The organism is Zunongwangia atlantica 22II14-10F7, assembly GCF_002094855.1.
GTDB classification, from domain to species: domain Bacteria; phylum Bacteroidota; class Bacteroidia; order Flavobacteriales; family Flavobacteriaceae; genus Zunongwangia; species Zunongwangia atlantica.
On record NZ_ARYN01000020.1, the window covers coordinates 29,275 to 54,157 of the forward strand.

The following is a 24,883-nucleotide window of genomic DNA, read 5'->3' on the forward strand; positions in this document are numbered from 1 at the left end:
AAAATGAAATTTGCAGTGGTATTAAATGATTATTATTACATTTAACATTAAAAACCTTTTATGGCCAAGAGCAAGAAAAAGCGACTTTCCCTGCGACGCCCCAAATCGAGCAAAGCGCTTAACCAAATCCCGGGAACAGTTACCTATGTTGGTAATAAAGAATCTGCCGAAACTTTATTAGATGTAATTGATTTTAATGCTGAACATTATGAACGTTTTCGATCTAAAAATCCGCAGGACGCTTTAAAGTTTGAAGATGAATCTAAAATTACCTGGATTAATATCGACGGACTTAATAATACCGAAGAAATCGAAAAACTGGGAAAGTATTTTGAACTTCACCCGCTTATTCTTGAAGATATAGCCAATACCAACCAAAGGCCAAAAATCGATGAATATCAGGACTATCTTTTTGTGGTGGCAAAAATGCTGTATTATAATGCTGATGGAACTTTACAAATAGAACATATAAGTTTGGTGGTTGGTAAAGATTATGTATTAACCTTTCAGGAAGCCGGTGGTGATGTTTTTGATGGGGTAAGAGAACGAATTGAATTTAAAAAAGGCCGAATTAGAAATCGAAGAGCAGATTATCTAATGTTCGCTTTATTAGATGCCATAATTGATAATTATTTTATCGTCGTTGAAGATATTAGCGAAAAAATTGAAGGTTTTGAAGATCAGATTTTCCTAAATGACCAGGACGAGGATTTGGTGAGGGAAATTCAGGAATTGAAAAGAGCGATTGTAAGGATTAGACGATCGGTTTTTCCTTTACGTGAAGTTTTGGGAAGATTAGAAAAGCTTAATCACCCGATAATCGATGAAAATACGGGGAATTATTTAAGAGATCTTGTAGATCATATTATTCAAATTTCAGAAAATATAGATATTTATCGTGAGATGATCTGGAGTTTAATGGATATGTACATGACTACGATAAGTAATAAAATGAATGAAGTAATGAAGGTTTTAACGATTATGGCCTCCATTTTTATTCCGCTTACGTTTATTGCCGGTATCTACGGAATGAATTTCGAATACATTCCAGAATTACAATGGAGATATAGTTATTTTGTGCTTTGGGGCGTGATGATTATTGTTTTCTTTGTGATGCTCTATTATTTTAAACGTAAAAAATGGCTTTAAGCCAAAAAATATAATCTAAATCAAACATAAGAAAATGATCAACCGAAAATTGGCTGTAGCAGTTGTAATTGCTGCTCTTTCGTTTAGTAGTTGTAAGAATGACAAAACTGAAAATGCCGAAGAGGACGCTTTAAAAAACACTGAGAAAATGTCGAAAATGAATACTGCGTTTATAGGAACCTACACAAAAAAAGAAGGCCATGTAGATGGAAAAGCCGATGGGATTTTAAGTGTAAAACAAGATCCCGAAACTGGCAAAATTAGCTTAGGTAAAGCTCTGGCTAAGGTAAATAATCCTTCATTCGTAAAACTTACCAGTGATAATAAATATTTATATGCGGTAAGCGAATTAACAGATAATGATGCTGAATCTGGATTTATACACAGCTTTCAGGTAAAAGACAATGATAGTTTAGTTGAAGTAGATAAAGTTTCTACTGAAGCTTTTGCACCTTGCCATATCGAGATCGATAAAACCAATAAATTCGCTTTTGTTTCTAATTACGTGGGGGGAGTAGTGGTGATGTACCGCATTCAGCAGGACGGGAGTTTAGAGAAGCATCAGCAGTTAAATATGCCAAATTCAGATGAATCTCATACTCATTCGACTTCAATTTCAGCAGATAACAAACACATTTATATTTGTGATCTTGGATTGGATAAGATCTGGATTTATGATTTTGATGCTGAAGAAAAAACAATTCAGAAGAATAAACAGGAAGCTGTTTCTTTACCAAAAGGTGCCGGGCCAAGACATTTTGAATTTAGTAAAGACCAGAAGTTTGCCTATAGTGCAAATGAACTTAATAGTAGCATTAGTGTTTTTAAAGTAGAAGAGAATGGTGGTCTAACTTTACAAAATACGATATCCAGTATTCCTGAGGATTTTACTGAAAAGAATAGCGGAGCAGATATTCATATTTCACCTTCGGGCAATTACTTATATGCTTCAAATCGAGGTCATAATAGTATTGCCGTTTTTAAAATCGATAATCAAACCGGTGCATTAACAAATAAAGGCTATGCCAGTACTAACGGAAAAACACCTCGAAATTTTGCGATTTCTGTCGATGGAAAATTTCTTTATGCCGCTAACCAGGATTCCAGCGATATTCAGGCTTATGAAATAGACAAAGAAACAGGGACGTTAGAAGCCATTGGTAAACCAGTTGCGGTACCAACGCCTGTTTGTATTGAATTCGAATAATAGTACGCTAAAATGAATAAAATTAGAATTACAGGAATCATCTTTATAGTTGCAGGACTTGGACTTACCTATTTTTTAAGGCATACCGAAATTTATTTTTTCTCCGGAATTTTGTTGGGAATAGGTATTTTATGGACGATAACAGGAAAAACAAAACGAACAAATAGCAAAAAGAATTAAATAAAAAAACCGGCGAATAGCCGGTTTTTTTATTGGCAACACCAAATAGTATAATGCCCCAAGGCTTGTTTCGAAATTAAAATTTGTTTCCAACGAATGCTTGGAGGGCTTGCCCCGAGGAAGTTTATTATACCAAGCTGAGGTTATTTTGCTAAATAACCACCATCTATAGGATAGTAAGCACCAGTAGCAAAAGAAGCTTTATCACTAGCTAACCATAAAAATAATTCAGCACATTCATCTGAGCTACCAAGACGCCCCATTGGATGTAAATTTGCCAGGTTTTGGTATGCTTCATCAGATAACGAAGATTTTACCAGTGGGGTTTCAATAAAAGCAGGCCCTGCACTGTTAACTCTAATTCCTTTTTTTGCATATTCTATTCCGGCAGATTTAGAAAGTCCTACCACACCATGTTTTGCAGCAGCGTATGCTCCAGAATTTTCAAAACCAACCTGACCTAAAATAGAGGCAACATTAATAATCGATCCGCTACCATTTTTTTCCATAGCCGGAATTTGATAACGCATTCCGTAAAATACACCATTAAGGTTTACAGAAATAACTTTGTTCCATTCCTCAATAGGATATTCGCCAATTGGAGAAACAACACCACTAATCCCAGCGTTGTTTACGGCAATATCTAATTTTCCAAAAGCTTTAATTGCTTCTGCAACGGTTCTTTCTGAATCTTCAGGTTTAGAGGTATCTGCATTTACAAAAATAGCTTCACCCTCATTTTCTTTAATTGTTGAAACAACTGCATTCCCATGTTCTTCATTAATATCTGTAACAACTACTTTTGCACCGTTCTTAGCAAACAGAACTGCAGTACTTTTACCAATACCAGAACCTGCGCCAGTAACGATGGCTACTTTGTCTTCTAATAAACTCATAATCTTTTAAATTTTAGGTGAAATTACGAAGATATGAGATCATTGTTTCTTTATGAAGTATTAAATTATTCTCTAAAACCTTATTTATTTAATATTCTATCAAAAAAATGGAATGATTATGGCAATATTATGTTTAAAATTAAGTTCTTTGTATATGTTATAGTCAGTTTACAATTAACTTACATCTGTAAATTAAAATATAGAATTATAGGTTGATTTTATGGTCGCGATTAACCAAGCCTTATAATTTCCAACTTTAAGCGACACAGAAAAAGCTTTAGTTAACCGCTAAGGCTTTTTCGTTTTTTATAGGTACAGCCAAGGGTATAATACCCTAAGGCTTGTCTCGAAATTAAAAATTTGTTTCCAACGAATGCCTCAAGGACTCGCACCTAGTTAGTTTACTTTTCCAGTTTTTAAGTAATTAATGATTTAGAAATAAATTATTATTAATTTGTTAATATTAGATGTGTTTAAAAATTAATTCTTAAATTTATCTTTGTCGTAAATAATTGATATGAAAAAGAGGGGGCAATTCTGAAATGATAGTCACACCCCCTTTTTTGATATCGAAAAAAGAAAGAATTAGCCAGGGATGGAGTTGAAGGAACTGCATCCTTTTCTTTTTTATACAAATTCGAAGAAACTTAATAAGTGGTTGATTTACAGTGTTTTTTTACTGAATACCTATTTGTGTATTCCAAGAAACCTGTAATATTCTTTACAATCCTCGATTATTTATCTTAAATTTGGGCATATTTCGATGGTTTTTGTCCAATTTTTTCTAACCAATAGGCTTTAATAAAGCATAGGGCAATTCAGATTAATCAATAATAAAGATTTTAATCGATCACTGGAAATCACTTTCAGAAGAAAGAAAAGCTAAATTTATAACTTCTTTTTTGTGAAATTTTACCGGATTATTGTTTAATAACTTCAGAAAGATTTGTTGATTTTTAAAAACTTCAGCAGTAAAAAAGAATAGTAATCTAAATTTATATATGGCAGACACTTTTTCTAAAAGACAAAAAGAAAAGAAAAAATTATTAAAGAAGAAATTAAAAGCACAACGTAGGGAAGATCGCAAACAGGAAAACGATAAGGGTAAAAGCTTTGAAGATATGATTGCGTATGTAGATGCGAATGGAAACCTTACAGATACGCCGCCAGATGAGCAGCAAAAAGTAGAGGTTAGTGCAGAGGATATCGACCTTAATTATCAAAGAGAGACCAAAACAGATACACGTGATACCGGAGTTGTAATCTCGTTTTTTGAAAATAAAGGTTATGGATTTATAAAAGATGATATTACCGGAGATAATATTTTTGTGCACCATCAGGATTCTGTGAAACCTTTATCAGAGCGTACAAAAGTTAGCTATAGAAAAGAGCGTTCTCCAAAAGGATTTCAGGCAACTTCAGTAGAAGTTATAGATTAAAGATAAATGACATATTTCTTATAAAAAGGCTTCTCGTTAACTCGGGAAGCCTTTTTTATAAGCCGATTTTGTATAAAATTGGTCTTCTTTTTTAAAATGAATTAAATGTAAAATCTTTATAGGCGCCGCTAAAAAGGGATAATACCCGGAGGCTTGCCTCGAAATTAAAAAATTGTTTCCAAACAATGCAATGCCTTGAGTTAGTTTACTTTTTCTACTAAAATTCGAAGTTTTAGGAGTATTTCTTTAGAGGCTTTCCGTCGAAATATTTATTTTTGAGTATGAAGAATTTTGAAGAAATCAATAAACATACCTTTGGAGTATTATTTAATGCTGTTTCTGAAGGGATTATTGTTGTTGATACTAACCAAACCATAGTTGCTACTAACCAATCTGCAGACGAAACTTTTGGCTTTTCTAAAGGAGAGCTAAAGGGTAAACATCTTGATATTTTAATCCCGAAAGAAAAGCATACTGTTCATCATGCTCATATGGATAAATTTCTTCAGCATATGAGTCATCGGCAAATGGGGCAGGGACGTGATTTATTTGGCAGGAGAAAGGATGGAAGTACTTTTCCTGTAGAAGTGGGGTTAAATCCTTTTGAACTAAAGGACGAATCTTATGTAATGGCAATGGTAATCGATATTACCCTGCGTAAACAACAAGAACAGGAGATTTTATTGCTGAATAATGAGTTGGAATCCCGAATTGAAAAGAGAACTCAGGAATTACAAATTGCGGTAGAGGGTCTTGAAGAAGAAATAGTTAAAAGGAAGACTGCTGAAAATAAGATCAAAGAATCTTTGCGAAAAGAACGGGAATTAAACGAGCTGAAAACAAAGTTTCTTTCTATGGTGTCGCATGAATTTAAAACTCCCTTAAGCGGGATTTTAACTTCAACCACATTAATAGGAAAATATACCGATACCGAGCAACAGCAAAAACGTGAAAAGCATTTAAAAACTATTGCAGGGAAGGTAAAGTATCTAAATAATATTTTGGACGATTTTTTAAGTGTAGAGCGTTTAGAGACGGGAAAAGTAAATTACAAATATTCTCATTTTCCGCTCACTAAAACGCTTAACGAAGTAATTTACGATGCTAATATGCTGCTTAAAGAAGGCCAGGAAATTCTTTACCCTAAGCAAATAGACGACATTGTTTTATATTTTGACGATAAAATATTAGAGCTTATTTTAACTAATCTTATCAATAATGCCATCAAGTATTCTCCAGAGAATTCTACGATCGAGGTCGAGAGTTACGAGGAGGGCGAAATGGTACACGTGCTGGTAAAAGATCAGGGAATAGGAATCCCAGAAAATGAGCAAAAACATATTTTTAACCGATACTTTAGGGCAGAGAATGCATTAACTAATCAGGGTACAGGGATTGGTCTAAATATCATTAAAAGTCATTTAGAAAATCTTGGTGGCAAAATTACCTTTAAAAGTAAGCAGAACCAGGGAAGTACTTTTCATGTACAGATTCCAAAACAATAAAAAAAATCTCCAAAAAATATGATACTTCTTATAGAAGACGATACGGTTTTACGTGAGAATACCGCAGAAATTTTAGAATTACAGGATTACGAAGTTATAACCGCACCAAATGGTAAAATAGGCATCGAGAAAGCGATTAAACATGTTCCAGATATCATTATTTGTGATATTATGATGCCTGAAGTTGATGGCTACGGCGTGTTGCAAACCTTATCCTCTAATACAGATACACACCACATACCATTTATATTTCTTTCAGCAAAAACAGAGCATAAAGAGATTAGACGAGGTATGAATATGGGGGCAGATGATTATCTAACTAAGCCTTTTGATGAAGAAGAGCTGGTAGAAGTTATAGAAACGAGGTTAAAAAAGGCCAATTTGGTTTCTCAGGTTTTTGTAGCCGAAACTTCCAGCGATGAGGCTGAAGATGATATTCGAAATTTGAATGAATTGAAGAACTTTTTTGATGATGAAGGTGAAGTTCAGGAATTCAAAATAAAAGGCAGCATTTTTGAAGCTGGTGATCACTCTAATTATGTGTATTTAATTTTAGAAGGAACTATTAAAACCTTTCAACGAGATGAAGAAGGTAAAGAACTGGTTACAGGTTTATATAAACCAGATGACTTTTTAGGATTTACCTCTTTAGCTGAAAATTATCCCCATCAGGAGTCGGCTGTGGCTGTAAAAGACACTAAGTTGGTAAGGATCTTAAAGTATAAATTAAAAGAGATCCTAGAGCAGAACAAAAATGTGTCTTTAGAGTTAATTAATATGCTCTCAGACAATCTTTCCCTTATTAAACAGCAATTATTAATTATGGCTTATAGTACTGTTCGTAAAAAAACAGCACAAACTATTTTGCAGTTTGCAGATATTCTGGGAAAAAAATCGAACGAAGATATTAGAATTACAAGATCAGATCTTGCCAGCGTTGCAGGGATTGCCATAGAAACTTTAATACGAACACTGTCAGCCTTTAAAAAGGAAGGATTAATAGAAATTGAAGGCAGGGTAATTAGAGTTTTAGATCTACATAAACTAGAAATGGTAGATTAAAAATTATAGTCTAAAACCTGCAATATTAGGTTATGGTTTTGCAGGTTTTAGACTAACTTTTTTCTGCTTTTTTTCCTTTTCTCTACTTTAGAATTAGTATCCAGTTACTTCAAAATTAAAATCTTTTTCTACTAAATACCCTAAACAAAAGCCTTGGGGTAGTTGGTATTTTGTATAGTGAATATGGGTTTAATTAGGAAACCTGACGCCAATCATATTTTTGCAGGTAAAACAGCATTAACATTGCAAAAAAATGGAGAGATGATCAATATACTTTTACCAACAGACTTTTCAGAGAACTCCTGGAATGCGATGGTTTATGGAGTTAATTTTTTTTATGGGCAGCAGGTTCATTTTCACATTTCACATATTTTAGATGAAGATGGAGAGGATAAAGCGTATTCACACAAAAATGCTTTGGATGAACTACAGGCTTTTTTAACACGACTTCGAAAATTAGCAAATCCTAAATTTCATAAATTTTCGTTTTCTATTCAGGAAACCTCATTCATTTCGGGCCTAAAGAAAATTATTGAAGATGGTAAAATTCATCTTATAATTATGGGAACGCTGGGCGCAAGTCTAGATCAACAATCTTTGGTAGGGAAAAATACAACAGCTGTAATTTCTCGTATAAAATGCCCAATATTGGTTGTGCCAGAAGAAGCTAAATACAAAAAACCTCAAAATATCGCTTTTCCAACAGATTTTTACGTGACGTATAAAGCCAGGATTTTACGCGGACTAAAGTTTATTTCTAATTGTCATCAGTCCAAATTAAAAGTGCTTTATTATGCAAAAAAAACTGAAGAACTTACTACTTCTCAAAAGTCAAACAGAGACTTCTTGAAGGAGCAACTTTCAGATACTCATCATGGTTTTTATTATAGCGTTAAGGACTCTTTAGAAGATGCAATGCAGTTATTTGTAAAAAGTAAAGACGTGCAGCTTATCATGATGATGGGGAAAAACCTTAATTATTTTGATCAGTTATTATTTTACCCTGTTTCTAAAGCACCAAAATACTTCAAGAAAATTCCATTTTTTGTATTACATGAATAAAGATATGCTGTAAAATTTCAGCAGTTTATTGGCGCCGCCCAAGGGTATAATACTCCGAGGCTTGCCCCGAGGTAGTTTACAGAAATTCAAATGGCGCTTTATTAAAGTCATACAGCCCAATTTTATTTGGGCTTTCCGGAGTATGCAATTATATTTTTTTTCTTTTGTTATGTTGAATTATACTTTTAATCAGCACAAAAGCAAAAAGAAGTAAAGGGATGTACCAAGATATAAGGTTTTTATTCTTCAAAATCATCGAGACAAGTAATAAACCTAATAGCACAATGTCTATTATATTGTGATTTATGCTCTCCTTTTTCTTCTTTTCTTTATATTTTGAATGCTCAGTAATTATAACTTCAAGAATACTATCCATTTGTTTTTCAATATGATCTAAGGATTCAGAAGTATCTTGAATTAGCATATCACGAGAATAGATTTTTGCATCGTCAGCATAAAAAACGATAGAGTCACAAAGGTCTATAAGTCCTATTGAGATTATATTTATGCAAGCACTTACTAATTGGTCTGACCCGGAAATAAATGAGATTTCTAAATCTTTATTTGTTAATTGGTTTTTAAGTTCAGGAAAATAGGAAATGATTTCTTCTAAAGGATCAAAATAGATTTCGATTAGCATTTTAGTGCCGTTTAGTCGACATTCTATGGAATCAATTTGATTTAGATGATCTAACTTTTCAAAATCAGTTAAGAATTCAAAATCGTAACCTTAGTCTTTAATTTTATTTTCAAGTTCAATTTTTGTCGGAAGTTCAGTCTTCCGTACAAAATTTATCAGCTTCATCGACATAGTTTTTGCGTAGTTTTTCAGCTTACTACCAACTTAAATTGCGTGACTATTGAAAATCTATCTTCTTCTTTTTAAAATAGTTGCTGACTAAGACAGTGCAGGGTTCCAAATCCCCAAATAAGATCTATAGCGCTAAGGCCAATAACTTCTCGATTAGGAAAACAATCTGCGATGATATTTAATGCAATCCTATCGTTGGGATCATTAAATGTTGGTACTAAAACAGCTCCGTTAATGATTAAGAAATTAGCATAACTTGCGGGTAAACGTAGATCTTCAAACACCAGCTTTTGTGGCATGGGTAATTCTACAATATTTGGTGTTTTTCCATTTTCCAGCTTTGCTTTTTTCAAGCGGTCCAGGTTATCTTTTAAAGCCTTATAATTCTCATCCTTTTTATTAGATTCTACTACGGTAATAATGGTGTCTGGATTTACAAAGCGGCAAAGATCGTCGATATGCCCGTGGGTGTCGTCACCTAAAATTCCGTTACCAAGCCAAATAATATTAGAAACTCCAAGATATTCTTTAAAAACTGCCTCGTAATCGTTTTTGGTGAAGCCGGGATTTCTTACCTGAACACTAGGATGAAGCAAACATTCTTCAGAAGTTAAAATTGTACCTTTTCCGTTAGAATCTATTGCGCCACCTTCTAAGATTACAGGTTTACCTTTATATTTTGCGACGGTTAAAGGGATATCTAAAGTTTGTGAAATCACTGCTGGTATTGCTTTATCTAGGCGGTAATTTTTGTACTTCGCCCAACCGTTAAAATTGAAATTGATAGCTTCAGGTTTATTATCTGTAGATTCAACGATTATTGGGCCAGAGTCGCGCATCCAGCTTCTATTGGTTTTTTGGATAATAAACTGAACATTTTCAAGATTTACGTGGGTTCTTTCTAGCATATCAAGAACTTTATCCTGAAGTTTATGATTAGCAACCACAAGATAAACCGTTTCGTAAGTCGCTACTTTTTTAATAAACTCTACAAATGCCCATTGAATGGCGTGATATTTTCCTGGCCAGTCATTACCATTTTCAGGAAAACAAAGTAGGATGCCTTTTTGTTTTTCCCATTCTGCTGGAAATCTACGTGCAGCTTTCATAATTATTTATCGATCGCTCTTTTGGTAATATTGCCATAAAAATCGATTCTTCGGTCTCTAAAAAATGGCCAGTTTTGTCTAACATTTTCCTGATGATCTAAGTCTACTTCAGCAATTAAAATCTCTTCTTTATCGTGAGAAGCCTGCGCCAGGATTTCTCCTTGTGGGCCGGCAATAAAAGAAGCTCCCCAAAATTCTATTCCATTTGTATTAGGTACATATTTTTCGAGACCAATTCTATTTGCAGCAGCTACATAAGTTCCGTTAGCAACAGCATGACCTTTCATTACATTCATCCAAGCGCCGTATTGATTATCGCCATATTTATCTTTTTCAGAAGGATGCCAACCTATAGCGGTTGGGTAAAATAAAACTTCAGCACCTTGTAATGCGGTTAGTCTTGCAGCTTCAGGATACCATTGATCCCAACAAATTAATGTTCCAATTTGTCCAATATTGGTAGAAATGGTTTTAAAGCCAAGATCACCCGGAGTAAAATAGAATTTTTCGTAAAAATGAGGATCGTCTGGAATATGCATCTTTCTGTAAAGTCCGGCCTCAGATCCGTCATTATCGATAATATAAGCACTATTGTGGTAAACTCCCGCCATTCTTTTTTCAAAAAACGGAACGATAATCACTACTCCCAATTCTTTAGCCAAATTACTAAAGGCGGTAAAAGAGGTGCTATAAAGAGGCTCGGCCAATGCAAAATTATCTACATCTTCACTTTGGCAAAAATAGTGGCTGCTATATAACTCTGGCAAACAAATTACCTGAGCTCCTTCTTTTGCCGCTTTTTTAACCCAATCTGTACATTTTGCAAGATTATTGGCAGCATTATCATTTAGGTTTAGTTGAATAACAGCAATAGAATACGTTCTACTCATAGATATTTTATATGAAAACTAATTGAAAATTCGATATTCGATGAATTTTGGTACTATTTTTAAATTTAAAAATGTTCCTTGTTTTTAATCAATTTCGGTTATTATGAAATTGATTTTTTAAGCTTAAACTTACTTCTAAAGATATAAAATAAAGGTTTAGAAATAACCAGCGAAAATATCAAAAAACAACATTGGTTTTTATCAAATATTAGCTGCGGAAGAACATAAAAGCTAATTGAAATAAAAAAGCCGAATCTAAAGAAGATTCGGCCTTGATAGTATAGAAATTGAATGCTTAATTCCTCTAAAATTAATTAGCTACATCCAGAAGTTCGATATCAAAAATTAAAACAGATCCACCTGGGATACCGCTATAATCAAAGGAACCGTATCCAAGATGAGCAGGTATAAAAAGCTGGCCGCTGCCACCTTCATTAAAATAAGTGATCCCTTCTGTCCAACCCGGGATTACCTGTTGTAAACTAAAAGTAGCACCTGAAGCATTACTTTGATCAAAAATATTTCCGTTTAAAAAATAACCTCTGTAGGCTACTGTAACGCGACTGCTAGTAGTTGGCTGGGCTCCTGTTCCTTCTTCTTCAATAATATAATAAAGGCCAGAACTACTTCTTTCAGCCTCAAGATTATTTACTTCCAAGTAGTTTTGAATCTCCTGCTCGTTTATTTCTTGGTAATCTACAACCTGGTTTTCGTCATCGTTTCCGCAGGAAATTAAAAATAAGCTGAATAGGGCTAGGTAAAAAGTTTTCATTTTAAAATATAAAAGGTTAAATACTATAAGCTTTTAAAGCTAGAAAAATATGGCGGCAAAAATGCTTATAAAATTTGATATTCTTAGGATAAAACTTATTTAAAATGTTAGCTAACTTTCTAAAAGTTAAGAAATATAGGAAGGAATCTATCTAACAGTAATTTTAGGTAGTACTTTGGGATTTAAATTATTCTCCTTCGGTAAGGACTATTAAAATTACCCAATATTGGGTATGGTGTTGTATGTGCTATAGTAGTACTTTAGCCCGTAGTAAAATGTAAAGTGTTTGGTAACTCTTATATTTCACTAACTAACCGTTTCTATATAAAGTTAAAGGATATTTGATCAATTTCAGATATCCTTTTTTTATGAGTTTACTTTCTTTGGTTATTCTGAAAAGTAAAAACAAAACTTAGAGAATTAACTTAGGGATTAAGAGGTATTAAAGCCTATTAGATTTTAATAAGCATCTATAAATAAGCAAGTATTTCCTTTTTGACGAGATTATCGATAATGAAAGGATTTTCAAAAGGATAACTATTAGATATTTGCTGAGGTAGTTTACTTGAAATAGCTAAAATTCTGTACTAGATATAAAAAGAAAAAGCTTCACAGAAGTGTGAAGCTTTGATTTTCCTAGTAGCGAGACCGAGATTTGAACTCGGGACCTCCGGGTTATGAACCTATTCAAATAGCTATATGAAACAAACTAAAATATATTAAAAAATATGATTATCAGTTAATTACATATTTTATGGTTTTATTCAAATAGTGTTAAAATCAAATTATTCTGTACTTATTCTGTACTAGTTTTTAAATTGATTATTTATATTTATATAGATTTTTAATGAAAGATTATGGCCAATGTCAAGATTGTTTTAAGGAAGAATATGATGAGAAAGGATGGTAGAATTCCTCTTGCTTTGAGAATTAGTGAAAATTATAAAACCAATTATAAGTGGATTGGTCAATATGTTTTCGAGAAGGATTGGGATAAAAAGGCAGGAAAGGCAAAGAGAAGTCATCCAAATTCACAAAAGCTGAACAATTTTTTAATGAAGAAATTGAGCGAAGTGAATGACATATTTTTTGAATCAAAAGATCAGGTTAGCCCAAAGCAGGTAAAGCAAAAGTTAAAAGGAACCTATGGACAGAAATCCTTTTTTGAACTAGCCGCAGAGCGTATAATGGAAAAATATGAAAGAGGAACATTTTCCGTCGCTAAAGCTGAACTATCTATTCTTTATAACCTCGAGGAATTTTTAAATCTAAAAAGGAATAAGAATAAATCAGCCATTATTAAGTCAATCAATGAGCGCCGCTTGCACCGAATTAGTGAGGCAAGACTTAACAAATATAGCTGGTTAGATGGTGTTGCTTATTTTAGAAATAGTAAGGCTCTAGCGTTCCGGGATATTGATGAAGTTTTCATTAATAAATATAAAACATTTTGTCATTCTTATTTAGGGCAAAAAACCAGAACTATTACTAATCAACTTATTTTAATTAGAACTCTTTTCAATTTAGCTATTAAGGAAGGAATTATTGAGCGAAAATTTTATCCCTTTGCTGGTGATAAGGAGAAAATTAGAATTGGTTCTGGTAATAAAATAGGGCTAAGTACGGAAGAGATCGAGAAAATAGAAAAACTAAAGTTGGAGAAAAATAGTTCTATTTGGCACACTCATAATGTATGGTTATTTTCTTTTTATTTTGCCGGAATTCGTATTTCTGATGTTGTGAAAATAAAATGGTCGGATTTTAAAGATAATCGACTTTATTATATAATGAATAAAAATGAAAAAGCACTCAGCCTTAAAATTCCTGCGAAGGCAAAAAAAATTTTGGAACATTATAAAAAAGAGAAAAAACTTAATAAAGGTTATGTTTTTCCATTCCTTAGAAATACGGATACTAATGATGCTGAACAAATCTATATACGAACGAAAAGTGTCACTAAAGTCTTTAATAAATGCCTAAAACAAATTGCAAAAGAATGTGAGATTGATAAGAACTTATCTAACCACATCGCTAGGCATAGCTTTGGTAATATAGCGGGTGATCGTATTCATCCATTAATGTTACAAAAGCTCTATCGTCATAGTGATTTAAAAACCACTTTGAATTATCAAGCCAATTTTATTCACCGAGATGCGGATGATGCCTTGGATAGTGTTATTAATTTTTGAGACCTAATGAAGTTACAAAGCTGATCATTGACTTTTGCACACCCTGTGCATCACAATTTGGTTATCTTTGTAATGTGAAATTATTAACATTCATATTTGCTCTCTATGTATTGACGCTTAATGCGTTTCCCTGTTCTGATACAGATGCTTTTTGCGATAATTCACAAACAGAGGTAATGGCTACTTATAATTTAGATCATAACCATAGTGCCTCTGAGCTTTGCCCCCCCTTCTGTACCTGCCATTGCTGTCACGTACATACGGTGGAATTTGCTTCAGTGAATTTTAAACCTATTAATACAGAAATATCATCTAAGGTTTTTCTTCATTTTGAAAGTTTGGGCGAAGAGCCTATTTCATCCCTTTTAGATCCTCCCAGGGTTTAATTCAGCTTTTTTATAGGATAGCTATATCCTTTTTGACAGGTCAAGATTCCTCTGGCCACTTTTTTACATTTCAAAAACTGAATTAAATCTTCAACTTTTATGATTAATAAAATCATCGCTTTTTCCATTCGGAACAAGCTTATCGTTGGACTATTGGTACTTACCCTAATAGGAGTAGGTCTGTATTCAATGTCCACCATTAATTTGGGTGCACAGCCCGACATTACCAATAATCAGGTACAGGTTATCACCCAGTCGCCCAACCTGGCCACTGAAGACATCGAGCAATTTGTAACCTATCCCGTAGAGTTGGCGATGGCCAATCTGCCGGGCGTTAGCGAAATTCGATCCGTTTCTCGTTTTGGGCTTTCGGTGGTGACCATTGTTTTCAAAGAAGATATGGGCACGTACCTGCCCCGTCAATTGGTTGCGGAAAAACTCAATGAGGTCAAGTCCGAGATCCCCGAACAGTTCGGCAGTCCCGGAATGGGACCTATTACTACCGGATTGGGGGAAATCTATCAATACACCTTGAAAGCTGAGGAAGGCTACGAGGACAAATATTCCCCTACCGAACTGCGAACCATACAGGACTGGATCGTAAAACGCCAATTGGCCCTAACGGAAGGTGTTGTGGAAGTCAATGCCTTTGGAGGAAAGATCAAGCAATATGAGATCGCTATCGATCCCGCCAAGCTGAACGCAATGGATGTGACAATGACGGAAGTCTTCGATGCCCTACAAGAAAACAATGTAAATACAGGTGGTGCCTATATTGAAAAAAACAAGATGGCCAATTTTATCCGTGGTGAAGGCCTGGCTCGTTCGTTGGACGATATTAGGCAGATTGTAATCAGAAACGAAAATGGCCTGCCCATTTTGGTAAAAGACGTGGCCGAAAATGTGCATTTTGGAAATCAGGTGCGCTACGGAGCCTTTACCCAAGATGGTCACGAAGCTGTGGGAGGTATGGTGCTGATGCTACGGGGCGACAACCCTAATTCGGTAGTCAATACGGTAAGAGACCGAATACAAGAAGTGCAGAAATCGCTACCGGAAGGACTTAAGATCGTTCCTTTTTTAGATCGAAGTGAGCTTATAGGAAGGACTACGGCCACTATCGAGAAAAACCTGATTGAAGGGGCACTTATCGTCATTTTTGTATTGATGTTGCTCCTCGGTAGTTTCCGTGGAGGCTTGGTTACCGCTTCATTAATTCCGCTTTCCCTGCTGTTTGCCTTTATTTTGATGAAAGCTTTTGGGGTCTGGGCCAACCTGATGTCCCTCGGGGCAATCGACTTCGGGATTATCGTTGACGGGGCCGTTATTATTGTCGAAGGAACGGTTCACGAAATCGAAAAACGCATCAAGGCCGGTAAACAAAATTTCGACCAGCCACAAATGGACGAAGTAGTCTATGATGCGAGTAGTACGGTAATGAATTCGGCCTTCTTTGGACAGATCATCATCCTGATCGTATTTACCCCTATTTTATTCTTGACAGGGATTGAAGGAAAAATGTTCCGCCCGATGGCTTTTACCTTCGGATTTGCCGTACTCGGTGCCATTATCCTTTGCCTAACCTATGTGCCGATGATTACTTCGCTTACAATGAAACCGGTTACAAAAAAGAAGAACTGGTTCCATAAAGTAGAGGATAAAATTTCTGGTTTCAGCAATGGAATGATGAACCGAATAAATAATGGCTATCAGCCGGTGATCTTAAAATCTTTGAACCATCGTATTATCGTATTGGTGATAGCGGTATTATTACTTGTGGGTGCCGGATTTACTTTCAGTAAAATGGGTGGAGAGTTTATCCCTAGTATTGATGAAGGCGATATTGCGATGCAAGCCTTGTTAAGGCCGGGAAGTTCCCTAAGCGAATCCATTGAAACCTCCAAAAAAATCGAGAATATCGTCCTTGATAATTTTCCAGAAGTGGAAACAATGGTTGCACGAATTGGTGTAGCCGATATCCCGACTGACCCGATGCCGATGGATATTGCCGACACCTATATTATCCTGGACAAGAACAAGGATAATTGGACTTCCGCAGAGACAAAAGAGGAATTAATTGAAAAAATTAAGGAAAAATTATCAGTCGTACCTGGTGTCAACTTCGTTTTTAGTCAGCCCGTGGAACTGCGATTTAACGAACTGCTTACCGGCGTTCGAGAAGACGTGGCCATCAAACTGTATGGTGAAGATCTGGATTTGCTTTCCGAAAAGGCCGCAAAAATGGCTCAAATCATTAAAACGGTTCCCGGTGCAGGAGATGTGAACCTGGAGGCCACCTCGGGATTACCACAAATGACCGTTCGGTTTAACCGAAGAAAGGTTGCACAATATGGTCTGAACATTCAAAAACTTAACCAGTACGTAAGTACCGCTTTTGCGGGAGGTACCGCAGGCGTAATTTTTGAAGGCGAAAAACGTTTTGATATGGTGGTGCGATTGGATGAAGAACACCGCCAGGATATTGATAACCTGAGAAACCTGTTGATCGATTTGCCAGGCGGAAATCAGATTCCCATTAAGGAAGTGGCCGATATCAGTTATCAGCCAGGGCCGATGCAAATCTCCCGGGACAATACTTCCCGAAGAATATATGTAGGGGTAAACGTGCGGGGTCGCGATGTGGAATCAATGGTAAATGATATCCAGACCAAAATGGACGCACAATTAGACCTGCCGCCAGGCTACCATATTGAATATGGAGGTGCTTTTGAAAACCTGCAACGCGCTAAAGATCGTTTAACAATTGTAGTTCCCATTGCGCTGGCCCTCATATTTATGTTACTGTACTTCGCCTTGGGCTCTTTCTCCCAATCTATAATGATTTATATGGCTGTACCTTTAGCTGCGATAGGTGGCATTTTCGCCTTGGCCGTCCGTGGGATGCCCTTTAGTATCTCGGCAGGAGTTGGATTTATTGTCCTTTTCGGCGTTGCGGTATTAAACGGACTGGTACTTATCAGTAGGTTGAATTCATTAAAAGAAGAAGGGGTTATGGATATACAGGAACGTATTTTAATAGGGACACAGGAACGGATCCGTCCCATTTTATTGACGGCTTTGGCCGCGATAATGGGCTTTTTTCCGATGGCACTTTCCCACGGAGCGGGTGCTTCGGTACAGCGACCTTTGGCCACGGTGGTTATTGGCGGATTGATAACCGCAACCTTGCTTACGCTGATCGTTGTTCCCATTTTGTACAGTTTTGTGGAGAAAACCGGGAAAAACAATAACGGAAAATCAGGCAAAGTTGCCATAAACCCTGCATTGATTACCGTTTTATTGGGTCTTGGATCATTCGCCATCCCGGCAAGTGCAACTGCACAAACACAGGATAACCTCCAACAAAATACACCCCGGCAGGACATCCTGAAAGTCGAAAAAGGCTTTACCCCAATTTCTTTAAAGGATGCAGTAGAAAAAGCGCAAGCCAACTATCCCAAATTGAAGGCGGCACAACTGAAAATCGAAAACCAGGAAGTCCTTAAAAAAACCGTTTGGGATTTGGGAACGACCCAAATTTTTACCGGTGGCGAAGAGTTGCCGGATAGTCGCAATGGCGATGAAGGTATTTACACTACCATTGGGGTGCAGCAGCAAAATATCGATGTGTTCAGTATCGGTGCCAAAAATAAGCTGCAAAATGAGAAAATTGCGCTAAGTGAAACGGCACTCGATCTTACCTCCCTTCAAGTGGAACGGGAAGTGAGCAAGGCCTGGGGCGATGCCTACACCTCTAAACGCAAGTACCAATTGTATATGGAACTCGATTCCATTTTTAGCGATTTTGAACGGGCGGCACGGTTGCGTTATGAGACAGAGGCCTCCTCGAAGCTGGAATATTTGGCGGCCACCAATCAGGCCCGGCAGGTAAGCCTTCAGAAAATGCAAGTCTATCGGGATTATTTGGGCAATCTGCAAAAACTGAACCTTTGGTTGGTAAGCGATACGCCTTACACCGTTGCTGATGCAGGTGTAGATGAAATGGACACGCCTATATTGCAGCGCAAAGATTCGATTACGAGCCATCCAATGCTGCAATACTATGAGCGGCAGATCGAGGTTTCCGATGCCGAGCATAATCTCAGTACCAAAGCGTTTTTCCCAAAGTTCAACGCACAATATGGGCGGCAGAAAATTGCGGGACAGGACGGATTTTTCAATTTTCAGGTCGGGATTTCCATTCCGCTCTTTTTCGGGCCGGAATTGGGACAGTCTCAGTCGGCCAAAATACAGACCCAGATTGCGGAGCAAAATTTCAGGGAAAAACAGCTTCAGGTCAATTCAAAATATCAAGACCTGCAACAGGACTATCTAAAATGGCTGGAATCTTGGCAGTACTATGAACAGGAAGCACTTCCGCTTGCCAAAGAGCAACGGGACGGGGCGGTTTTTGCCTATAAAGAGGGGGGTATTGATTATACCACATTTCTGCAAACCGTACGCGACGCCATCGGCATACAGAACAAGTCCTGGGACGCACTTAACAATTATCTGAGATCAAAATACGAACTGGAATTTTTCCTCAATTCCGCAAAACAATAAATATTAAAGCTATGAATTTCTATATAAAACCGATTTTTTACGCAGCCTTGGTCATATTCAGTTTAAGTTCCTGTAAAGAGGAAAAAACTGCTGAAAGCGGGCACGAAGAGCATAATGAAACAGCTTCTGCCGAAAATGGTGGCGAGCATCAAGAAGGAAACGCGGGCCTAGGGAGCAAAAAACTGCACCTATCGCAACAAAAGTTTGAGGCGATGGAATTGAAAGTAGATAGTCTGCCCACTAAAAGCTTAACCGGACTGGTGGAAGCCAACGGGCAGTTGGAAGTACCGCCTCAAAATGAGGCGGCAATTACCGCGATCATTGGCGCAAATGTGACCAGCATAAAGGTCATTGAGGGAGATAAGGTAAGCAAAGGAAGTGTGTTGGGATATTTGAGCCACCCGGATCTGGTCAAGTTACAGACCGATTACACGAGCGCCTACAACAGGATGAACTTTTTGGAAAAGGAATATAATCGTCAAAAACGCCTATATGAAGCAGAAGTGGCTTCCGGCAGGAAATTCCAGGAAACCGAATCGGATTACAATAGTATGAAGGGGATGGTCAACGGACTTGAATCACAACTTCAATTACTTCGTTTAAATCTGGATCAGTTGCGAAATGGAAAGGTCTATAATCAAGTCCCCGTTGTTAGTCCCATAGACGGCTATGTAGAAAAAGTGAATATCAAAGTCGGGCAGTTTGTGCAACAACAGACTGAGATGTTCGAGATCGTAAATACCGAACATATTCACGCCGACCTAATGGTTTATGAAAAGGATGTGAGCAAAATAAAGGAAGGACAAACGGTGGAATTCAATATAGAATCCCTTCTGGAATCCGATCTGAGCGCAAAAATCTATTCGGTAGGAAAAACATTTGAACAGAACCCCAAAGCGGTACACGTACACGCAGAGATCGAGAACAGAGAGGGCAACCTCTTTCCAGGGATGTACCTTACGGCAAAAATAGCCACTTCTAAAAACAAGGTAACCGCGCTCCCCGAAGAGGCTGTGATTACCGAGGATGGCGAGCCTTATATTTTTACAGCTAAAAATGTAACCGAAAATGACGAAGAAGAATGGGCGTTGAGCCCCTTAAAAGTCGTAACTGGTCAGGCAGATGACGGCTGGATAGAAATAAAGTTGCTACAGCCACTGGGAAAAGGGCAAATGGTAGTGTGGAACAAGGCCTATTACCTGATCTCAGAAATGAAAAAAGGAGAAACAGAACACGGACACTAAAATTTTATGAGTCTGACCTGTAAAATACTGTTTAACAATTAGTTAGTTAATATTTTAGCAAGCCCTGTTTTCTTAAAAGAAAATAAATTTAGAAAAAATGAAAGAGATAACAGCATTTATAAAACCCAATAGGGTACAGAAAACCATTAAGGCACTGAGCGATGCCGGATTTAAAAGTATGACGGTCTCACAAGGTGAGGGTACAGGGGCTTTTAAGGCAAAAGGGACCTCCCCGTCTCTCAATTTTTACGTTACAGATAGTCCGGTGATCAAACTGGAACTGGTGTGTCAAAACGAAGAAGCGAAAAATACCATTGATATTATTATTGAAAATGGAAAAACACCTACCCCCGGTGATGGAATCATCTACATTTCCAATGTAGATGATGCTTTCCAGATCAAGACCGGAAAATCTATAAAGCAAGCCTGGAAGTAAAATACTGAAATATGAGTGAAATCGAAACGCTTTTGATCAAGCATAATGTGCGGCCTACGGCGATACGCATCCTGATTTATAAGTTTATGGCCAAAAAAGAAAGGGCCATTGCCTTGACCGAAATAGAGCAAGCCTTTGTGAAATCGGATAGAGCTACGCTATCCAGAACCATAAAAACGTTCGAGACCAATGGAATTGTTCATCAAATAGATGATGGTACCGGTATACCCAAATATGCTCTTTGTGAAACCGGATGCAATTGTGAGCTAGATCAGGATTTGCACATTCATTTCCATTGTACCAACTGTGATGAGACGGTTTGCTTGACCGATCATAAGATACCACATATCAACTTGCCGGAGGGTTATATGGCCGAAAATGTCAACTTGGTCGTTAAAGGTATATGTGAAAAATGTAGTGGAGAATAAATTTAGTCACATTGCCAAAGCTGATTTTTTTTAATAACAAAAAAAATAAAAACTTAAATCTAAGGAAAAATTAAAAATAAGATGAGGCTAAAAAGTAAATGAAAACTTTAAAAAATATCATTATGGACTTAGAAATTATTTCAAAAACAACACTCTTTTGTGAGATGGGAGTATTAGTTCTTTTAAGCTGGTCAATAGGTTTTCCAAAAAAAAAGATCTGGCCTCCTAAATCCTGGAAAACTTTTAATTTTTGGATCACGTGGTTAGTAATAATAACAATTTTTATAGGTCTATTCTTAATTGCAATTGAAGATTTTAACTCTTGGATATTGAATAATAAAGTACGCTATTATTTGGGATTGCCACATTTTATTTTAGGAACTAGCATAACCTGTTGGGCCATTGCTTTAATGGGAGCACGTAATACATTAGGAATAGAAAATAAATTTATAATCATAGGTCCTTACAGGTGTAGTCTAAATCTCCAATATATCGGTGATATTCTCATTCTTATAGGATCTACACTATTTACTAATTCCTCAATGCTTTTTGTTCCTTCAATTTTGGCTTGTATAGGTTTCCTATTTATGCCTTTTCCAGAAGAAGATTGGCTAAAAGAGAGATATGGAGTAGAATATATTGAATACTATAATCATATAACTCGATTTATTTAATTATGGCACACCATCATTCACACGGTTCACAGAACTACGGAAAAGCCTTTGGGATAGGCATAGCCTTAAACACTATTTATGTAGCAGTCGAACTCTACTACGGATTTGTGGCAAATTCTTCCGCGCTCTTGGCGGATGCGGGCCACAACGCGAGCGATGTTTTCAGCCTTATACTGGCGTGGGCGGCTATTAAAATAGCCACAAAAAGGCCTTCAAAACGATATACCTATGGCTTACGAAAAACGACCATTCTAGCCTCGATGATCAATGGCGTCATCATTATTGCCGCGGCCGGATTGATTGCGTGGGACGCCATCCAAAAATTTCAGGATCCGGCAGGAATTTCCGGCAATCTCGTAATGATTGTTGCGGCCATTGGCCTAGTAGTAAACACCGGTACCGCTTTCCTATTTTGGAAAGGTTCAAAAGGCGATCTGAACATTCGCGGGGCATTTTTACATATGGCTGCCGATGCCGGGGTAACCTTAGGAGTGCTGCTTGGCGGTCTGGCCATTAAATACACGGGCTTAACGTGGATAGACCCTGCGCTTAGCTTGGTCATTGTACTGGTCATTTTATACAGTGCCTGGGGACTTCTTAGGGATTCCGTAAAAATAGCCATCGATGCAGTTCCCAAAAACATCGACATTGATGAAGTGGAAAAGTTCTTAATGGATATAGAAGGGGTCGAAGAAGTACACGATCTGCATATCTGGGCTATGAGTACAACGGAAACGGCACTTTCTACCCATCTGGTCGTTCCCGATGGGCACGAGGATCAGTTTATCTATGATATCCGGGAACAATTGCACGAAAAATATGAAATAACACATACCACCCTGCAAATCGAAAAAGAATTTGGGGACAAAGAATATAAACCCTATCAAGGTCTGGAATAATAAAATCAAGATGAAGAAAAAACAAAATCTTAGGGATATCGATACTCGGAAACATTCTGGCGAACACAGCCACGATGATGGCCATAACCACAGTAGTACGGAAAAGGTATCAAAATTTAGAACTTACCTCCCCGCTATTTTCAGCTTTGTAATGCTGATTGCGGGTATTGCCGTTGATTTTTTCGATGCCTTCCCATTTTTCAAGGGTTGGGTTCGATTAATTTGGTACGTTGTAGCCTATATTCCTGTTGGGTTTCCCGTTATTATTGAAGGCTGGAAAAGTATAAAAAACGGCGATTATTTTACCGAATTCCTATTAATGTCCATCGCCACATTAGGGGCATTTGCCATAGGCGAATATCCCGAGGGCGTGGCCGTGATGCTTTTTTACGCTGTCGGCGAACTTTTCCAAAGTGCTGCGGTTAAAAAAGCGAAGGGTAATATAAAGGCTCTTTTGGATGTGCGTCCCAATGAAACTTTGGTATATCGAAAAAACGATTTTGTTTCCGTCAACCCCGAAACGGTCAAGGTCGGCGAAAAAATTCAGGTACGTGTGGGCGAGAAAATCCCTTTGGATGGTAAATTGTTGTCCGAAAAAGCTTCGCTCAATACTGCTGCCATTACCGGCGAAAGCAAACCCGATACCATTACAAAAGGAGATAAGGTTTTTGCCGGAAGCATCAACCTCGATGGCGTTATTGAAATCGAGACCACCAAGGAATTCAAGGACAGTTCCATTGCCCGTATCCTTGATCTGGTACAGAACGCTACTGCCCGCAAATCAAAAACGGAACTGTTCATCAGAAAGTTTGCGAGGGTGTACACCCCCATCGTGGTATTCCTTGCAATTGGACTGACATTTTTACCCTATCTATTTGTCGATAATTACATCTTTGAAGATTGGTTGTACCGTGCCTTGATTTTCCTTGTTATTTCTTGTCCCTGCGCCCTGGTCGTTTCAATTCCATTGGGCTATTTCGGCGGCCTTGGTGCCGCATCCCGAAATGGAATATTGTTCAAGGGAGCATCTTTCCTTGATGCGATGACTAAAGTAAACACGGTGATAATGGATAAGACCGGAACGGTTACTAAGGGCGTGTTTAAAATCAAGGATGTTGTCAATAATGATGCTTTCCCGGAAGCGGAATTTATGAAATATCTGATGGCGATGGAAGAACAGTCCACCCATCCCATTGCCCAGGCGATATTGGAATATAAGGCCGAAGGTGCGGATTTTGAAGCTTCTGAAGTATCCGAGATTGCCGGAAAAGGCTTGAAAGGCACCGTAAACGGTAAAACTGTTTTAGTGGGTAATGAGGTACTAATGACATCAAACAATATCAGTGTTCCCAAAGAAACTGAAAGCATCGTAGAATCTATTGTAATAGTTGCCATAGATGGTCAATTTGCAGGCTACGTAACCATTGCCGATGAATTGAAGGAAGATGCCCACGAAGCAATCGAACAAATCCGTAAAGCGGGGATATCGAGAATCATAATGCTTTCTGGGGACAAGGATTGCATTACCAAAGAAGTTGGTAGGGAAATGGGCGTGGATACTGCTAAGGGTGGATTGTTGCCCGAAGATAAGCTCAACGAAGTGGAGCGACTTCAAAAAGAAACCGCCACTACGGTGGCTTTTATCGGCGATGGTATCAACGATGCCCCTGTACTGGCGACCAGCGATGTAGGTATGGCAATGGGGGGCTTAGGAAGTGATGTGGCCATTGAGACCGCAGATGTGATTATCCAGACCGACCAGCCTTCTAAAATTGCCCGGGCCATTAAGATTGGCCGATCCACAAGAAAAATCGTCTGGCAGAATATCGTTTTGGCATTTGGTGTTAAAATTGCCGTTATGGTCTTAGGTGCTTTCGGAATGGCGACTATGTGGGAGGCCGTATTTGCAGATGTCGGTGTGGCCTTTTTGGCCATTCTAAATGCGATACGTTTACAGAAAATGAATTGGAAATAGTATAGCA

The 24,883-nt window shown here is 37.4% G+C and carries 21 protein-coding genes; 16 read left to right on the plus strand and 5 right to left on the minus strand.

The genetic code is table 11. From position 1 onward, the window contains the following. The first annotated feature begins 60 nt into the window (after nucleotides 1–60). From corA to IIF7_RS20895, 3 genes are read left to right on the plus strand one after another with little or no spacing between them, the layout of a single operon-like run. Nucleotides 61–1,149, plus strand: coding sequence for a magnesium/cobalt transporter CorA (gene corA / locus IIF7_RS17990; RefSeq protein WP_084843073.1), 1,089 nt, complete (start codon nucleotides 61–63; stop codon nucleotides 1,147–1,149). 34 nt (nucleotides 1,150–1,183) lie between these two features. After that, nucleotides 1,184–2,356 carry a lactonase family protein gene (locus IIF7_RS17995; protein ID WP_084843074.1) on the plus strand — a complete coding sequence of 391 codons (1,173 nt, stop codon included), beginning with the start codon at nucleotides 1,184–1,186 and terminating at the stop codon, nucleotides 2,354–2,356. Between the two features lie 12 nt (nucleotides 2,357–2,368). Next, complete coding sequence (locus IIF7_RS20895; protein WP_176218994.1) at nucleotides 2,369–2,536, plus strand: hypothetical protein; 168 nt, start codon at nucleotides 2,369–2,371, stop codon at nucleotides 2,534–2,536. A gap of 143 nt (nucleotides 2,537–2,679) precedes the next feature. Here the strand turns inward: IIF7_RS20895 and IIF7_RS18000 are convergent, their stop codons facing one another. Continuing rightward, on the minus strand, nucleotides 2,680–3,432 hold the full coding sequence (locus IIF7_RS18000) for an SDR family NAD(P)-dependent oxidoreductase (protein ID WP_084843075.1): 753 nt from the start codon (nucleotides 3,430–3,432) through the stop codon (nucleotides 2,680–2,682). Nucleotides 3,433–4,433: 1,001 nt separating this feature from the next. Here IIF7_RS18000 and IIF7_RS18005 point away from each other — a divergent pair. The 4 genes from IIF7_RS18005 (at nucleotide 4,434) to IIF7_RS18020 (ending at nucleotide 8,500) form a co-directional block, all read left to right on the plus strand. Then, on the plus strand, nucleotides 4,434–4,871 hold the full coding sequence (locus IIF7_RS18005; RefSeq protein WP_084843076.1) for a cold-shock protein: 438 nt from the start codon (nucleotides 4,434–4,436) through the stop codon (nucleotides 4,869–4,871). A gap of 281 nt (nucleotides 4,872–5,152) precedes the next feature. Further along, on the plus strand, nucleotides 5,153–6,376 hold the full coding sequence (locus tag IIF7_RS18010) for a PAS domain-containing sensor histidine kinase (RefSeq protein ID WP_084843077.1): 1,224 nt from the start codon (nucleotides 5,153–5,155) through the stop codon (nucleotides 6,374–6,376). Between the two features lie 18 nt (nucleotides 6,377–6,394). Next, nucleotides 6,395–7,438 (plus strand): response regulator, encoded by a 1,044-nt coding sequence (locus IIF7_RS18015; RefSeq protein ID WP_084843078.1) that lies wholly within the window; start codon nucleotides 6,395–6,397, stop codon nucleotides 7,436–7,438. A gap of 261 nt (nucleotides 7,439–7,699) precedes the next feature. After that, nucleotides 7,700–8,500 carry a universal stress protein gene (locus IIF7_RS18020; protein WP_176218995.1) on the plus strand — a complete coding sequence of 267 codons (801 nt, stop codon included), beginning with the start codon at nucleotides 7,700–7,702 and terminating at the stop codon, nucleotides 8,498–8,500. Between the two features lie 148 nt (nucleotides 8,501–8,648). Here IIF7_RS18020 and IIF7_RS18025 read toward each other — a convergent pair whose 3' ends face one another. The 4 genes from IIF7_RS18025 to IIF7_RS18040 all read right to left on the minus strand — a co-directional run bounded on the left by IIF7_RS18025 (nucleotide 8,649) and on the right by IIF7_RS18040 (nucleotide 12,082). Beyond that, nucleotides 8,649–9,140 (minus strand): hypothetical protein, encoded by a 492-nt coding sequence (locus IIF7_RS18025; protein ID WP_084843080.1) that lies wholly within the window; start codon nucleotides 9,138–9,140, stop codon nucleotides 8,649–8,651. A 242-nt stretch (nucleotides 9,141–9,382) separates the two neighbouring features. Beyond that, nucleotides 9,383–10,420, minus strand: coding sequence for an agmatine deiminase family protein (locus tag IIF7_RS18030; RefSeq protein WP_084843081.1), 1,038 nt, complete (start codon nucleotides 10,418–10,420; stop codon nucleotides 9,383–9,385). 2 nt (nucleotides 10,421–10,422) lie between these two features. Then, entirely contained in the window at nucleotides 10,423–11,310 is an 888-nt protein-coding gene (locus IIF7_RS18035; protein ID WP_084843082.1) for a carbon-nitrogen hydrolase, read from the minus strand. 310 nt (nucleotides 11,311–11,620) lie between these two features. Further along, nucleotides 11,621–12,082, minus strand: coding sequence for an FKBP-type peptidyl-prolyl cis-trans isomerase (locus IIF7_RS18040; RefSeq protein ID WP_084843083.1), 462 nt, complete (start codon nucleotides 12,080–12,082; stop codon nucleotides 11,621–11,623). An 857-nt stretch (nucleotides 12,083–12,939) separates the two neighbouring features. Between IIF7_RS18040 and IIF7_RS18045 the strand changes: the two genes are divergently transcribed. The 9 genes from IIF7_RS18045 (at nucleotide 12,940) to IIF7_RS18085 (ending at nucleotide 24,876) form a co-directional block, all read left to right on the plus strand. Continuing rightward, on the plus strand, nucleotides 12,940–14,271 hold the full coding sequence (locus IIF7_RS18045; protein ID WP_008615736.1) for a tyrosine-type recombinase/integrase: 1,332 nt from the start codon (nucleotides 12,940–12,942) through the stop codon (nucleotides 14,269–14,271). A 74-nt stretch (nucleotides 14,272–14,345) separates the two neighbouring features. Further along, nucleotides 14,346–14,657 (plus strand): DUF6660 family protein, encoded by a 312-nt coding sequence (locus IIF7_RS21240; protein WP_386274655.1) that lies wholly within the window; start codon nucleotides 14,346–14,348, stop codon nucleotides 14,655–14,657. Nucleotides 14,658–14,756: 99 nt separating this feature from the next. Then, nucleotides 14,757–19,220: a CusA/CzcA family heavy metal efflux RND transporter gene (locus IIF7_RS18055; RefSeq protein WP_084843084.1), complete on the plus strand. Its 4,464-nt coding sequence runs from the start codon at nucleotides 14,757–14,759 to the stop codon at nucleotides 19,218–19,220. Between the two features lie 11 nt (nucleotides 19,221–19,231). After that, nucleotides 19,232–20,464, plus strand: coding sequence for an efflux RND transporter periplasmic adaptor subunit (locus IIF7_RS18060; protein WP_084843085.1), 1,233 nt, complete (start codon nucleotides 19,232–19,234; stop codon nucleotides 20,462–20,464). 97 nt (nucleotides 20,465–20,561) lie between these two features. Beyond that, entirely contained in the window at nucleotides 20,562–20,900 is a 339-nt protein-coding gene (locus IIF7_RS18065) for a P-II family nitrogen regulator (RefSeq protein ID WP_084843086.1), read from the plus strand. A gap of 11 nt (nucleotides 20,901–20,911) precedes the next feature. Beyond that, complete coding sequence (locus IIF7_RS18070) at nucleotides 20,912–21,328, plus strand: Fur family transcriptional regulator (protein WP_084843087.1); 417 nt, start codon at nucleotides 20,912–20,914, stop codon at nucleotides 21,326–21,328. A gap of 122 nt (nucleotides 21,329–21,450) precedes the next feature. Continuing rightward, nucleotides 21,451–22,002 carry a methyltransferase family protein gene (locus IIF7_RS18075; protein ID WP_176218996.1) on the plus strand — a complete coding sequence of 184 codons (552 nt, stop codon included), beginning with the start codon at nucleotides 21,451–21,453 and terminating at the stop codon, nucleotides 22,000–22,002. Between the two features lie 2 nt (nucleotides 22,003–22,004). Further along, entirely contained in the window at nucleotides 22,005–22,901 is an 897-nt protein-coding gene (locus IIF7_RS18080) for a cation diffusion facilitator family transporter (protein WP_084843089.1), read from the plus strand. A gap of 10 nt (nucleotides 22,902–22,911) precedes the next feature. Then, on the plus strand, nucleotides 22,912–24,876 hold the full coding sequence (locus IIF7_RS18085; RefSeq protein ID WP_139801357.1) for a heavy metal translocating P-type ATPase: 1,965 nt from the start codon (nucleotides 22,912–22,914) through the stop codon (nucleotides 24,874–24,876). Nucleotides 24,877–24,883 lie beyond the last annotated feature (7 nt).

Coding starts and splice junctions, on each gene's coding strand:
- IIF7_RS18010 (WP_084843077.1), top strand. CDS start 5,153: ATGAAGAATTTTGAAGAAATCAATAAACATACCTTTGGAGTATTATTT.
- IIF7_RS18030 (WP_084843081.1), bottom strand. CDS start 10,420: ATGAAAGCTGCACGTAGATTTCCAGCAGAATGGGAAAAACAAAAAGGC.
- IIF7_RS18080 (WP_084843089.1), top strand. CDS start 22,005: ATGGCACACCATCATTCACACGGTTCACAGAACTACGGAAAAGCCTTT.
- IIF7_RS18060 (WP_084843085.1), top strand. CDS start 19,232: ATGAATTTCTATATAAAACCGATTTTTTACGCAGCCTTGGTCATATTC.
- corA (WP_084843073.1), top strand. CDS start 61: ATGGCCAAGAGCAAGAAAAAGCGACTTTCCCTGCGACGCCCCAAATCG.
- IIF7_RS20895 (WP_176218994.1), top strand. CDS start 2,369: ATGAATAAAATTAGAATTACAGGAATCATCTTTATAGTTGCAGGACTT.
- IIF7_RS18040 (WP_084843083.1), bottom strand. CDS start 12,082: ATGAAAACTTTTTACCTAGCCCTATTCAGCTTATTTTTAATTTCCTGC.
- IIF7_RS18000 (WP_084843075.1), bottom strand. CDS start 3,432: ATGAGTTTATTAGAAGACAAAGTAGCCATCGTTACTGGCGCAGGTTCT.
- IIF7_RS18075 (WP_176218996.1), top strand. CDS start 21,451: ATGGACTTAGAAATTATTTCAAAAACAACACTCTTTTGTGAGATGGGA.
- IIF7_RS18005 (WP_084843076.1), top strand. CDS start 4,434: ATGGCAGACACTTTTTCTAAAAGACAAAAAGAAAAGAAAAAATTATTA.
- IIF7_RS18025 (WP_084843080.1), bottom strand. CDS start 9,140: ATGCTAATCGAAATCTATTTTGATCCTTTAGAAGAAATCATTTCCTAT.
- IIF7_RS17995 (WP_084843074.1), top strand. CDS start 1,184: ATGATCAACCGAAAATTGGCTGTAGCAGTTGTAATTGCTGCTCTTTCG.
- IIF7_RS18055 (WP_084843084.1), top strand. CDS start 14,757: ATGATTAATAAAATCATCGCTTTTTCCATTCGGAACAAGCTTATCGTT.
- IIF7_RS18035 (WP_084843082.1), bottom strand. CDS start 11,310: ATGAGTAGAACGTATTCTATTGCTGTTATTCAACTAAACCTAAATGAT.
- IIF7_RS18020 (WP_176218995.1), top strand. CDS start 7,700: ATGATCAATATACTTTTACCAACAGACTTTTCAGAGAACTCCTGGAAT.
- IIF7_RS18015 (WP_084843078.1), top strand. CDS start 6,395: ATGATACTTCTTATAGAAGACGATACGGTTTTACGTGAGAATACCGCA.
- IIF7_RS18085 (WP_139801357.1), top strand. CDS start 22,912: ATGAAGAAAAAACAAAATCTTAGGGATATCGATACTCGGAAACATTCT.
- IIF7_RS18070 (WP_084843087.1), top strand. CDS start 20,912: ATGAGTGAAATCGAAACGCTTTTGATCAAGCATAATGTGCGGCCTACG.
- IIF7_RS18045 (WP_008615736.1), top strand. CDS start 12,940: ATGGCCAATGTCAAGATTGTTTTAAGGAAGAATATGATGAGAAAGGAT.
- IIF7_RS18065 (WP_084843086.1), top strand. CDS start 20,562: ATGAAAGAGATAACAGCATTTATAAAACCCAATAGGGTACAGAAAACC.